The organism is Sphingobacterium sp. B29 (assembly GCF_001952815.1).
Lineage (GTDB): Bacteria > Bacteroidota > Bacteroidia > Sphingobacteriales > Sphingobacteriaceae > Sphingobacterium > Sphingobacterium siyangense.
The window spans coordinates 1,501,243-1,515,152 of record NZ_CP019158.1; the positions used below are offsets into that span (position 1 = coordinate 1,501,243).

General features: G+C 39.2%; 9 protein-coding genes and 1 pseudogene. 2 read left to right on the forward strand and 8 right to left on the reverse strand.

What is annotated here, in order from left to right:
* Window positions 1-4 precede the first annotated feature (4 nt).
* From BV902_RS06305 to BV902_RS06335, 7 genes are all read right to left on the reverse strand, one after another.
* Complete coding sequence (locus BV902_RS06305; RefSeq protein WP_075991201.1) at window positions 5-1,837, reverse strand: RagB/SusD family nutrient uptake outer membrane protein; 1,833 nt, start codon at window positions 1,835-1,837, stop codon at window positions 5-7.
* 50 nt (window positions 1,838-1,887) lie between these two features.
* Entirely contained in the window at window positions 1,888-4,887 is a 3,000-nt protein-coding gene (locus tag BV902_RS06310) for a SusC/RagA family TonB-linked outer membrane protein (protein ID WP_075991202.1), read from the reverse strand.
* A 10-nt stretch (window positions 4,888-4,897) separates the two neighbouring features.
* Window positions 4,898-5,263 carry an STN domain-containing protein gene (locus BV902_RS06315; protein ID WP_075991203.1) on the reverse strand — a complete coding sequence of 122 codons (366 nt, stop codon included), beginning with the start codon at window positions 5,261-5,263 and terminating at the stop codon, window positions 4,898-4,900.
* A 217-nt stretch (window positions 5,264-5,480) separates the two neighbouring features.
* On the reverse strand, window positions 5,481-6,626 hold the full coding sequence (locus BV902_RS06320) for a FecR family protein (protein WP_075991204.1): 1,146 nt from the start codon (window positions 6,624-6,626) through the stop codon (window positions 5,481-5,483).
* Between the two features lie 149 nt (window positions 6,627-6,775).
* Window positions 6,776-7,378: an RNA polymerase sigma factor gene (locus BV902_RS06325; protein WP_075991205.1), complete on the reverse strand. Its 603-nt coding sequence runs from the start codon at window positions 7,376-7,378 to the stop codon at window positions 6,776-6,778.
* A gap of 463 nt (window positions 7,379-7,841) precedes the next feature.
* The gene (locus BV902_RS06330; protein ID WP_075991206.1) at window positions 7,842-9,245 is read right to left on the reverse strand and encodes a M56 family metallopeptidase; all 1,404 of its coding nucleotides are present in this window, start codon (window positions 9,243-9,245) and stop codon (window positions 7,842-7,844) included.
* Window positions 9,242-9,616 carry a BlaI/MecI/CopY family transcriptional regulator gene (locus BV902_RS06335; RefSeq protein ID WP_070564700.1) on the reverse strand — a complete coding sequence of 125 codons (375 nt, stop codon included), beginning with the start codon at window positions 9,614-9,616 and terminating at the stop codon, window positions 9,242-9,244. The genes BV902_RS06330 and BV902_RS06335 overlap by 4 nt, the downstream gene beginning before the upstream one ends.
* A gap of 392 nt (window positions 9,617-10,008) precedes the next feature.
* Between BV902_RS06335 and BV902_RS06340 the strand changes: the two are divergent.
* A pseudogene (locus tag BV902_RS06340) lies at window positions 10,009-10,563 on the forward strand (2,3-bisphosphoglycerate-dependent phosphoglycerate mutase); the annotation flags it as partial.
* Window positions 10,564-10,758: 195 nt separating this feature from the next.
* Here BV902_RS06340 and BV902_RS06345 read toward each other — a convergent pair.
* The gene (locus BV902_RS06345; RefSeq protein ID WP_075991207.1) at window positions 10,759-11,418 is read right to left on the reverse strand and encodes a metal-dependent transcriptional regulator; all 660 of its coding nucleotides are present in this window, start codon (window positions 11,416-11,418) and stop codon (window positions 10,759-10,761) included.
* Between the two features lie 116 nt (window positions 11,419-11,534).
* On the opposite strand from BV902_RS06345, the gene BV902_RS06350 reads away from it, so the two are divergent.
* Window positions 11,535-13,850, forward strand: a complete 2,316-nt coding sequence (locus BV902_RS06350; protein ID WP_216640437.1) for a TonB-dependent receptor — start codon at window positions 11,535-11,537, stop codon at window positions 13,848-13,850.
* Window positions 13,851-13,910 lie beyond the last annotated feature (60 nt).

Here is a 13,910-nt window from a genome sequence, read left to right on the forward strand (position 1 = left end):
TTAATTAATAACCGGGATTTTGTACCAATTCCTCGTTTTTATTGATCTCTTCCTGTGGTATAGGCATTAAATAATTACGCTGACTAAAACTACGTGGAAAAACGACCGTTGTTATTTTGAAAAACTCTGTATCGGTAGCTCCTTGTATATTCATTCCTTTCGCCTGTTGGTTGAGGTATTGATCGGCGATCATCCAACGTCTTAAATCCCAGAAGCGATGGCCTTCCAAGTAAAGTTCAATGGTACGTTCTTGTCTGACGATGGAACGTAGTGTTGCCTGATTATTTGCGCCGCCAATTGGAGCCCATGCGACATCAATTGTTGGAATGCCCGCACGGACCCGAACGCGGTCAATATATTGTTTGGCAGTATTCAGATCCTGACCATATTCGATTAGCGCTTCCGCGTAGTTCAGATACAGTTCTGCTAGACGTATCACCGGCCATGGATAATTGACGGAGACCTGCAGTCTGCTTTGGTTCAATTCAGGTGCAATACCTTTTTTGTTGAGATATCCTGTTGGAGAGTAGTTATTAGACCGTCCTTGGATACCGCAATTGTCATTTTTCCTAAACTGAACAAGGATTTGATTGGCACTCCCCCTAACCACTTCATAGTAGCTGTTGTGATAGGCAATCCAGGCATTAAAGCGTGGTTCTCTGTTTAGATTTAACGATAATGTATTACCATTTGGCGTATTTGTTACGCCGTATCGGCCATTATAGTCGTAATTGGGATCTTTGTCAATCGGTAAACCATTTTTACTATAAAAGGATTCTATCAGGGTGAGGGTCGGGGATACACCATTATAGGACTCACCTTGTGCGCCACTGAGAAATGGAGTAGATTTATTTTGAAAATCGTAAAGACCTTCCCGACGTGTTTCCGCCCAAATCACTTCCTTGGTATTGGCTTTGTCAATAAAAGTAAGGCGTAAGTCCTTTTCAATAGGATTGGCTGGTAGTGCAGTATTGTAGGTACTGTTTTTATACAGCGAAGCTCCACTTTGTTCAGCTGCATCAATGGCTTCTTTAGCCGCTAGAGCTGCACGGCGCCATTTTTCTTTGTCGAAGGTTGTACTGATCAACGCTGTGCCATCCAAGTTTTTGAAATCGGCATAGAAGCTCTGTTTATCACCTCCACCACCATTAAAGAGCGGTGAAGCTGCATAAAGCAATACTCTAGCCTTTAGCGCCTTGGCAATAACCGAGGAAGCACGACCCCATTCATCCGCGGCGCGAAGAGCAGGTAACTGTCCAGCTGTCTCATCCAGCTTTTTGATAATAAAATCAATACAGGCATCATAAGTCGACCGTTTCGGATACGCTGAAGAAGGTGCGTTGACATCAAACTCTTGGTCTGCAATAACAACTGGACCGTACATGCGGACTAATAGGAAATGATAAAAGCCGATCAGGAAGTTGGCTTCAGCTTTATATTGTGCCGCCTCCTGTGGATCTATCCCGGGAACTTTATCTACATTGCGAATTAAGATATAGCATTGTCGTATTCCTTTGTAAAGGTTATCCCAGTAGGAAATGACAGGACTTGACGCTGTATATTGTCCACGGGGAAATCGAGCAAAGGTTTCATGTTCAAAAGCAGTTGTTACTTCGTCGGAAGTCATCAAATCAATGGAAGAGGTGCCTACCCGAGAATTTGGAATCCACGCATAGCAGGAATACAAATAACCTTTGGCTGAATTTGGATCACGAAAGGCGTCTGCTTCCGAAGGACGTTCATCAGGGACGATATCCAAGAATTTACTGCAGGAAGTGGTAGTCAAAAAAGTCGCGCATGCGAATAATGCAAGGTAGCCTATATATTTTCTTTTCATCTGATAAATCATTTTAAAATTCTATTGATAGTTTTAATCTCGAAGTTGTTTTAATTGAAACGAAGTTGGACTCCGAGATTGAATACTTGCTGTGTCGGATATCCCAAACCATTGCCTCCACCTTGTTCAGGATCCCAAAGTTTGAACTTAGAGAAGGTCAATAGATTATAACCACTTAGAAAAATGCGTGCAAATTTGTGCGAATATCCAATCTCAGCACTTCTGAGTTTTAGGAATGCCCCATTTCTCAGCCAATAAGAAGAAGCTTCAGTATTGTTGAGATTGTCCAATTTGCTCAGTCGTGGATAGGCTGCAAATATGTTAGGGTTTTCAGGACTCCAGCGGTCCTCGGCAATAAACTGCAATACATTGCGTACACCTTGATTTCCAAATGGATGGAAACCACTGATCATAAAAGAAGTTCTATCAACTCCCTGTAAGAGGAAAGAAAAATCAAATTTTTTGTAATTGATGGAAGTACTCAAACCATACACAATTTCAGGTGTTGTTGGATACCCCATTCGAACTCTATCATCGCTATTGATGAGATTTAGACCATCAATATCATTGGTTAGATCTTTATATTTGATGTCTCCCGGAGCGACAAAACCCCCTAGCTGTTGTAATGGACTGTTATCTATTTCGGCCTGATCAATAAATAAGCGTTCAGCAAGATAGCCTAGGTTTGTGCCAATAGAATACCCAATCTGCGAGAGGTTGCGGTATTTGGTAAAGGCTGGTTCATTATTTTTCAGTACGGTGTTATGTGCATATGTAAAGGTTCCACGCATAGATATTCCCCAATCTTTTTCACTTTTGTTCCATTCTAGGGAGAAATCAAATCCCCTATTTCTTACCTCACCAACATTGCCATACACTTTCGTTCCTGCAGTACCAAATACGTTAGGGATTGTTGCCGAACGATCAACGAAAATATTGGTTCTATCTTCCTGGTATAGGTCGAAAACAATATTGAACTTATTGTTAAGGATACCGAGGTCCACACCAATGTTTTTCTTCTCTGCAACTTCCCATGAAATCAATGGGTTTGCAAATTGTAAGTAAGTAGGTCCTGTATAATTCGTATTCTGATCGATACCTGTTGTAAACGATGCTCCGTCCAATTTGAGGTCCGAAAGATAAGGAAAACGTCCTCCGCCAATCTGATCATTACCAACCTTACCCCAGCTCCCTCTAATTTTTAAATTACTGACAGCAGGAAATAAATCTGTAAAGAACTTTTCGTTACTGAGTACATAGCCCAAACCAACGGAAGGGAAGAAGCCAAAGCGACTTCCAGTGGCAAAGTTTTCGGAACCATTGTAGCCAAAGTTGACTTCGGCAAGATATTTATTGGCGAAACCATATGTTGCACGTCCCGTAATGCCCTGGCGTCTACGCGGTAGCGAACTGATTAGATCAGCCGGATTATTGACATTGAAATCCGTGGTATTGTAAAGAAATAAACCTGATACGGTGTGATTACCAAATGTTCTATTGTATTCGATGGAGGGCTGGAAATAGATTTCGCGATCACCGCTAGTGCCCGTTTCGGTTCCCAGGGAAAGATTTTGTGGCTGCCCCACCATGACTAGATCGTAGGTATATCCACCTGCAGGATCGGGTGCATAGCTGTTAATCATGTACTGATTGTAGCCACTGGTTCTTTTTGTTGTTGTGTTGCTCCAGTTTTTAAAGGAAACCAAGGCTTTAAATTCTAGCCCTTTTGTAATGAAATCAAGTTTTTGCGCTCCATCAATTGTAGTCAGTAAGGTACTTTGGAAACCATTTTGATAGCCATTGACCATGCGGGCAAAGGGATTGATAAAACCATTGTTGACTGTACCACCAGCTTTTCCTCCGTATTGAACGTCTCTTCTGTCAGTACCGGTAAATGGAAACATAATCGGGAAGTCCACTGGATTGGCATTCATGATGTCGCCAAATACGCTTGGAGCATCTACACCGGCGCCGTAGTAGTCACGAAGTTGTGCATTGAGCTTTAAAGCTATTTTGGTGGTTGAAGTAAGGTTGACATTGATATTGTTCTGAAAGCTATACCGTTTGACAGAGACATTATTGTCAAAAGAGTTGAGGTCAAATTTACGCAATAAACCATTGCTAATGTTTCCGGTTGCACTGAGGAAATAACCTATTTTGCTGCCACCACCTTGCACATTTAGATTAAGCTCGTTGTTGATGGTATGGGACTTAAACATTTCATTATACCAGTCAACATTAGGATATACATAGGGATCCAGGCCTAATCTTGTGCCGTTTATTTTATCTTGGGAATATAAAATTTCACCAGTACCGCGACCTGTAACCGCTTCATTGAACATCTCCATATAACTTACACCATCAACAAATTTTGGGATGGAAGTAGGTCTTGAGATCTGGGATTGTGCACGTGCTGAAATACGCGGTTTATTAAGGTCTTTACCTGTTTTTGTAGTGATAATTAGGACGCCGTTTGCTCCCCTAGTACCAAATACGGCGGTGGCAGTAGCATCTTTGAGGACTGAGAAGCTTTCGATAACTTCTGGTGCCAATGCGTCCAGGTCGCCTTTGGAGATTGCTACACCATCCAATAAGATCAGGGGATTGGTGGCTCCGCTAAATGTCGATACACCACGAATGAAAAAGCTAGCCCCATCTGCACCGGGTTCGCCCGAACGTTGTACTGCGATTACCCCCGAAAGTCTTCCTCCCAATGCATTGGAGAGGTTGGCCGTTGGGATACGTAAGGTTTCTGGTTTTACTGATTCCAATGCTCCCACGACACTGGTTTTTTTCTGTGTTCCATAACCGACAACAACCACTTCACTTAAGCTCTGATCGGGACTTAGCTGCACATCAATGCGACGTTTGTCGGCAATGACAATTTCCTGATTGGCGTAGCCGACATAGGAGAATATTAGTGTCGAATTTGTGGGAACCACAAGAATGTATCTTCCATTGCCATCTGTTGTTGTACCGATTGACGGGCTGTCTTTAACCTTGACACTAATACCATAAAGATTGTTTCCATCATTTTTCACTGTACCCACGATCTCAACCTTACCGTTTTTTTGAACGGTGGGGGTGAGAGGCGTTTTTTTTTTCTCGGTCCGAAATTACAATGATGCCATTGTCAATTGTAAAGACCAAAGGCTGATGTTCCAATAATTTTTCAAGGGCCTGTTTTAGTGGCTTATTCTGGATATCTATATTTTGAATAGGCCTTACTTTGTCGAGTTGGCTTGTCTTTATGATAAAATCGACATTAGTCTGTTTTCTGATTTCTTGAAATGCTTCGGACAATGTAATCTGCTTGTGTTTAAGGGTAACATTTTGAGCAGAGGAGACATGTGTTAAAAAGATAAATGCTGTTAAGAGGACCGCAACTTTTGTAGATGTGTTGCATAATGATCCGATGTATCGCATAGCTTTAATAAAAAAGACAATGCAATACTTACTACATAAATAATAATGCATATATTTATAAATTGGTTAACTGGTTTGATGTTGAAATGAATTCTTGTTTTCCAAGTAAAAAATTAGTCGAGAGTGCTGGCAGGCATTTTCGGCTATTTTTTTGGAAGAAATGTTTAGGCTGGACTGGTTTCTTTCATAATCAGTGGTTATTAATGTGTGTTATAGTTTATTGCGATATGTACAGTTTATTGTTTCGTATGCTATACTTGATGGAACCGGAAAGCTGAAGTGCTCTTAATACATCGTTTAATCGTTTTTTTCTAGAAATTTGAGCGACATAGGTTTCCTGTGAAATGGGACCTTCAAAAATTACTTCAATGTTATACCAGCGCGAAATTTTACGCATGATTTCCTTTAAGTTGTTATTGGAAAAGTTGAAATCACCATTTTTCCAATCTAATACTTGATCCAGGTTTATTGATCTTACTGCGATATTTTGATCCGTTAACGTAGATTGTTGTCCTGGTTTTAGTAAGGTTGTATTGTTTTTGCAACTCACTCTTACAGACCCTTCTGCAAGGGATGTCTGTGTGGAAGATTCATCATCGTAGGCATTGATATTGAATTTAGTCCCTAAGACTTCGACCTTTTGAAGCGAAGTTTCGACAATAAATGGTTTTTGTTTATTTTTTGACACTTCAAAGTAGGCTTCACCCGTCAGTTCTACACGGCGTTCAGAGGTTGAAAATGCACTTGGATATTTAAGGCTGGAATTGGAATTTAGCCAAACTTTTGTGCCATCAGAAAGGGTTATCTGGAATTGCCCGCCCTTTGGTACATTCAAAAGATTCATAGCGATGCGTACATCGGTATTTCCCTCAATTTTATAATTAATTCCGCCTTTTTCTGTTTTTTCAATTGTTGTGCCGAGCTCTTCCGTTAATTTTCCATTCGCAACATCCTCCAGTACGATCGTTTTACCAGAAGAAAGCACAAGTGTTGCTTTATCGCGACCAGGTTCGATAATGGTTGCTGTATGATCATTATATGTGCTGCGGTTAAGAAATAAATAAGAGATAGAGATAATCAGTATGATGGCAGCTGCAACGCCTGTAGTTTTATACCATGTAGGACTTTTGATATTTTGTGGTTCGGTGTCAAGATCAATTTTACCAAAAACACGGTCTAAAATCATCTTGTCTATAAGTTCTTCCTTGTCCCGAGATTCAAGTTGGTTCTCGATCATCTGTTCAAGCGCCTCCTTGTTATTCGTATCCTGAAAATATTGAAATAGCTCCGCCGTCTCTTCTCTTGAAGCGTGGTTATTGAGATATCTTTCAAATAATAGTTTTATATGTTTTGAATCTTTCACTGATTGGCTATTTATATATAATACGGAAAATTAGAGCCTGTCCTCTGCTCTGATTTTAAAAAAAAAGTAAAAAAAAAGAAAAGGATTTAAAAAGGTCTGTTTGAATACCTATGGAAGTGACCTGTTTGTCGATAGAAACAGCGAGTGTCTTATTTTTGATTTAATACGGCACTGATAAGAGCAATTAACAGGGACGGTGTAATTTCCTTGCTCAAACAGAAGCTCTGAATCTGTTTTGTAGCTTTCACGATATGGTCACTGATCGTAGAAGTGGAGATACCTAAGGAACTACTGACCTCCTCATAGGTTTTCCCCTCTATTTTGCATAAGGTATAAATGAGTTTGCGTTTTGGAGATAAGTTTTCAATGGCTTGATTGACAATTTTTTTAGACTCTTTGTACGCATATTCCTCCTCAATGTGGGAATAGTCTGATGTTGAAATGGAAATAATCAACTCTTTTAGATTTCGATTTTTGATCTCTTTATGAAAGAAATCATACACGAGGTGTTTAGCAATAGTGAAGAGATAAGACTGAAAGGACTTGTCGGGGTCTATTTCACCGCGCCTCTCCCATAATTTCTGAAATACATCCTGAAGGATTTCTTCTGCACAGGCAGGTATTTTGACTAGGTTAAGTATATGACGGTAAAGTCTAGGGCTATAGCGATAGTAGAGCACCTCAAATGCCTTATGATTGCTCGACTTAAGAGCGCGCAGTAAGGCCAACTCATCATTTTTACATGCCTCCATAATTTAAACTTGTATTTAAAACCAAATTCCTCCTGATCAGAATTTAATAATTGGGTATCATACCGTATAGTAGCAGTATTATCTTAATGATAGCAGATGAATACAACAAGTATATTAGAAGTATATTGTTGGTATACTACTGGTACTCTTCTACAATGTTACCGATTTGTTATTTGGTTTTTATACAATTTTTTTACGCAAACGATTGCTTTAAAAATAAACTACAGTAGAATTTATCGTTTTTGTAAACCCGAATCCAATCCTTAATTATATTTTGGAAAATACTGATGTTTGTTTTTAACTTGATTTTAGATTATATCACTATCTATAAGAAGAGTTGGTACATTAAATTTTGAATGATCTAAACAACATTCTGGTTTATAGGTGAGTAATTGTGAGGGGTAGACATATCGCAATAAGAGGAATTGTATTCCTCTTATTGTATTCCTAAGAATTCTGCTATCTATTTTTTGTTTACAGATTTTACTTCTACTTCGGGTTTCATTTTAAGGACGATCTTTACGGGCGTTTCCTCCTTAACTTGAATATCTTTTTGATCTTGATTTGAACTGACAGTCGCATTCGCAGAAAGATTGATACGTTTTGGTTGACGCGGTTGAATATTCTCGACCTTGACTTCCTCAATTTTAGGTGCTACTTGCACTTCTTCGACTATCGGTGAAACTCTTTTTGATGGAGTAGACTCTTTTTGAGGCTCCGCAAATTTGATTCGCTCAACATGTACCTCATCGATTATTTTTGGGGAATTTTGAGGTGGAGCAGGTCTTTTCCGAGGTTCCGGGGAACGTACATTACCTTCTTGTTGGGAAGAAGACCTGCGCTGGGATATCATTGGCGGAACCATTTCTTTTGTCGGTGATTTAGGAGATCTTCCACTAGTTTTAGGAGCGTCCGGTCGCCTTGATGCAGCGGGCCTTATTGCGGTGTTGGTAGCCGCCGCTTTTTTTGTCGTGGTCGGCGTTGTTTTCTGTGCTTCCACATGTGTTGAAAACAATGTAGATATCGCTACTGTCAGTAATAAAGTAAGCCCGGGCATTAGCAAGAGTTTACTTCGGGTTGTTCTTTTTTGTAACATAATTAATCGTTTTTTTGTTGTTAAGAAATTAAAATTACTGGCCGGTAATGTGTTTATATCAGGGGTGGACATGCTCCACTCGATAATCAAATGTTGGTATCTTAACTTTTCATGAATCTTGACTACGGCATTATCTGCAAGGTATTCATGAGTTTGTCGGATCGATTTCTGAATGAGATAAATGAAGGGATTGAACCACAAAAATATACCCAAAATCTGTATGAAAAGTACATCCATCGAATGGCGTTGATTGGCATGGGCCCGTTCGTGAGTTATAATTGACTGATCAATACCGCCCTGTTGATAGGCATCTTTGGGAACATAAATTTTTTGAAAAAAGGAAAAGGGTGTTTTTAAACCATGTATACAATAAATGGACTGTTCATGGGTTGGTGTGGCACTTCGGATATAATATAGGAATTTGCGGTATAACCATACTTGTCTCAGAAGTAATGCAATGGTGACAATTACATACATCAGCAGAGCGACATCGTACCAATCGACGTGATAATTATTGAAGAGCGCTGAATCTGTTGCGGGCTGTTTAATGATCGGCCCCGCAGGGGTAACATCACTGTTTCTGTCGTTCAGTAAGTTGAAAACATCAAATGGGACAGCGATCTGTAACAATGGAATGATGACAGATAGGGGGATAATCCCGAGTAAATAACAACGGTTGAATAGCAGTAGTTTTTGGTTGCGTAGTATTGACCAATAAATAAGATAGAGTAAACCCGAACAGGCTATCAGTTTTCCAATATATAGCATCATGTCTCTTTGTTTTTAATTTCGGAATCAATTATATTTTTCAGTTCCTCCAATTGCTCTTTGCTCAGCTGAGATTGTTTAGTGAAAAAAGAAGCAAATTTTAATGCTGAATTGTCGAAGTAGCTTTCTACGATATCATTTACATGTGCTAAATAATAGCTGTCTTTATCGATTAGTGGATAATACTCTCTCGAATTTCCATAAAGCACATAAGATATCGCTCCCTTTTCAGTCATTCTCTTCAATAATGTAGCAACAGTTGTTGGCGCCGGTTTAGGTTCAGAATACGCTTCCATAAGATCTTTCATAAAAGCTTTTTTCATGTCCCAGATGTAGCCCATCAATTGTTCTTCCGTAGCTGATAATTTATTCATACTACAAATATAGAATATATTCTACATTGTGTAGAATTAAAGTATGTTAAATAATTTATTATTTTTTTATTTTGTTGATTTATAAGTGTTTATTTTTTTTTTTTTTGAGGATGTAGATAATTTTCACCGTAAAATTAGTTGCTGTTCCCAGATATAACCGATAAGCTTTTACAAATAATAGGGGAACAGAATATGTCAGTATATTGGTTTAACTAAGGGACCTGTCGTTTGATATTGACGTACTTCGATCCCAGGTTTAGATGATTAGACAAGGACTTAGTGGTATAAATAAAACAAAATAGAATGTATCGCTATTATATATGATGTTGGTGCGTAGTGAGAGACCGTTTAGAAAAACTTTGGATAAATAATGGCAAAACTTTTTTTTAGTCCGGCATGGACAGTCGCAATGGAATTTAGAAAATCGCTTTACGGGATGGCAAGATGTTGATATTACTGAATTGGGACAACAGGAAGCTCGGCAGGCAGGATTGGCTTTGGCAAATGAACCAATTGATATAGCATATACCTCGACACTTATAAGAGCGCAGCATACGTTAAGGATTATTTTGCATGAAATGGGCGATCCTCACATCCCCGTTGTTATAGACGCTGCTTTGAATGAACGAGGTTATGGAAAGCTTGAGGGCTTGAATAAGGCCGAAACAGCCGAAAAATATGGTGCTGAACAGGTGCATATCTGGCGCAGATCTTTTGATGTGCCTCCGCCTGGAGGTGAGAGCCTTAAAGATACATACGAACGTGTTATTCCATATTATGAACGTTTTATAGCACCCAAACTGAAAGAAGGTAAAAATGTACTCGTTGTTGCGCACGGCAATAGCTTAAGGGCGCTGATTATGTTTTTGGAACATCTTTCTCCGGAACAGATATTGGAACGGGAGATTGCTACCGGGCAACCGATCAAGTATCAAATTGAAGAATAAACGCTCAATTTTTACAAATTGATAGTTGAACTGTAGAGACTGATAATTTATCGTATTTCTATAGATTCTCCGGGTTTAGCATTTTAAATATTCACTTGTTTTTGTTAGTTGTGTCTAACATTTTTTTTCTTAACAAAGAGAAATAACAGTATATTTCATTTCAAAAAATAACATTTTGATCTCATTCTCTCCTAGTTAGGCGATAAGTCGTACAAGTAGTGTTGCGGTGACTTTGCTGCTTAGGACTTCTATTGGCCTGTCTTTGTATTCCACTGTGATGCTAGCATCAAACGGTTCTATTGATTTGATTGTTAAAGTCGTACCGAGCTCGAGATTTTTCGCTGTCAAATATTGTAAAAGCTCCTTAGAAGATGGCTGAACCGCCATTAATGTAACTATATCACCTACTTTACAACTATTTAGAAACACATAGTTTTCCAAAGGCATAACCCCATTAGAATCGGGAATTGGCGACCCGTGGGGATCTACCGTCGGATAACCCAATAACTCATCCATTTTACTGAAAAATTCGGGCGAATGTATATGCTCAATCTGTTCAGCAATCTGATGGACTTCATCCCAGGCAAACCCCATTTTCTCAACCAGATACATTTCAGTAAGTCGATGTTTCCGGATAATAAGGGCGGCTTCTTTCTTTCCTTCTTCAGTTAGCCGCAATGGTTTATAGCTTTCATAATGAACGAAACCTTTGTCGGCTAGTTTTTTCATCATACTATTTACTGTGGGCATCTTGATGTCGAGCCTTTTACTTATTTCATTGACATTCGCATCACCCTTTAGGTAAGTGAGGTTATACAATGCTTTTAAGTAATTCTCTTCGGTCTGTGAAATCATAAGACAAATTTATTAAATATTAGCCGTGTCTAATAATTATGTTATAATTATTTTGTTAGTATAATCTAACTTATTAGATTTGCTTATCTAAATTTATAAACATAAAAAAGCAAAACATGATGAAAGGGTACAGTGCTCATTTGACAATAGCCATGGTGCTTACAGGATTTATTTCCTTTGGACAGACAGGTAAGGTTACTGGTAAGGTTTACGATAAGAATGGTGTGCCGTTAGGAGCAGCATCCGTTGTTATTCCAAAATTACAGATAGGTACCAAGTCGAACAATTCGGGAAGGTATATCGTTGAAAGTATCCCCCATGGTACCTGGGAAGTGGAAGTAAAACACATTGGATTTAAGGAATTCCGTGATTCAGTAAAAGTCGGTCCAGGGGTATTGACCAAAGATATTCAGTTAGATGGGGCTGAACTTTTACTGGATGAAATTGTAGTAACGGGTACCAAAACATTTAAACGCAAAACAGAGAGTCCTGTAATGGTAAATGTTTTAGATAGCAAGACTTTGGACAATCTACAAGTGTGTAATCTTTCGGAGGGTTTGAAGTTTCAACCCGGATTGCGCGTAGAAACAGACTGTCAGACCTGTAACTATACGCAATTGCGGATGAATGGACTTCAGGGTGGTTATTCACAGATTCTGATTAACGGTCGGCCAATTTTCAGTCCGTTGATTGGACTCTATGGTATGGAGCAACTACCGGTCAATATGATTGAAAAAATTGAAGTCGTTCGCGGGGGTGGCTCTTCATTGTATGGTTCAAGCGCAATTGCCGGAACGGTGAATGTGATTACAAAGCTCCCACGGGCAAACAGCTATGAAATCAATTCTTTCTATCAGCGTATAGGTGGGAGGACAAATGATTTTAACCTCGGGGGTAATGCAACATTGGTCAACGAGAAAGGGAATGCCGGAACTTCATTCTTCTTTAACAAGCGGGATCGTGGTTTCTACGATGCAAATGGTGATAATTTTTCTGAAATGCCCAAAATTGAAAATACCTCTTTAGGAATTAATTCATTCTATCAGTTTTCAGATAATCAAAAATTAGAAGTCTCCTTAAGCAACCTGAATGAATATCGGTTCGGTGGTGAAATGACCGATAAACCTGCGTATTTAACACAGCAGTCAGAAGAGCGACATCATAAAATTTGGATGGGAAGCACGGATTATCAGATTAACTTCAATCAAGATAAATCGGCATTCATCGTCTATACTGCTTTTCAAAATACCAATAGAAAACATTATACCGGCGTATTTCCAGATGATCCTGAGGCGATTGAAAACCATCTCAAGCATCCACCTTATGGGGATTCTAAAACAACAACACTTCAGGGAGGTTTTCAATTGAATCATGAGATCCGCAATTTCTTTAATGGTCGTAATGTATTGACTATTGGGTCGGAGTATGTTTCTGACAAAGTTTATGACGAAATTCCGAGTTATAATTATCTCGTGGATCAGCATACCAAAGATTGGGGAAGCTTCTTTCAAAGTGATTGGGATTTGGCTGCTAAGTTTAATGTATTGTCGGGTGTTCGGGTTGACAAACATAATTTATTGCATAAAGTTGTTGTCAGTCCGCGAATAGCACTCCTTTATAAATATGCCCCTACAACACAATTTCGATTAAGCTATGGAACCGGCTTTAGAGCGCCACAGGCATTTGACACCGACCTGCATATTGCGTTTGCTGGTGGCGGCGTATCGCGTGTACAGTTATCCCCTGATTTAAGGGAGGAGCGTTCAAAAAGCCTGAGTGGTTCGATAAACTACGACAAAGCAACTGAAACGTGGATAGCAGGCTTCACCTTGGAAGGATTTTATACGCATCTGAATAATGCATTTGTACTTGAGGAAATCGGTGCAGATAATTTTGGGAAGATTTTTGAAAAGCGAAATGGAAACAATGCAACAGTAGCCGGAGGAACATTGGAATTACGTGCAAATTATGCTAAGAAGATTCAGTTGGAAACTGGATTGACAGTGCAGCAAAGCAAGTATGATAGTCCGGTGTCGTATTTGGAAGGAGTAGCTCCAATTCGATCATTTTTGCGAACACCCAACGAATATGGTTTTGCCAACCTCAATATTACAGCAAGTAAACCCTGGACAGTCAATTTAAACTATGTTTACACGGGAAATATGCGTATTGCCCATGTCGGGGGAGCAGATAATTTTCCTGACGATCAAATGGTACGGACAGGAGCCTTTTCGGAGCTCAATAGTAAAGTAGCTTATGCATTTAACTTACCGAAATACAAAAATATCATTGAGCTTTATGCAGGGGTAAAAAATATTTTTAACGCGTATCAAACTGATTTTGATACCGGGAAAAATCGCGATAGCAATTACATTTATGGGCCCAACATGCCAAGGACATACTTTGTCGGTGTAAAGATAAAAACACCTTAATGGTGAAAACAAAAAATCCTGCACACCGATGATGAGCAGGATTTTTGTTATTTGTATTCG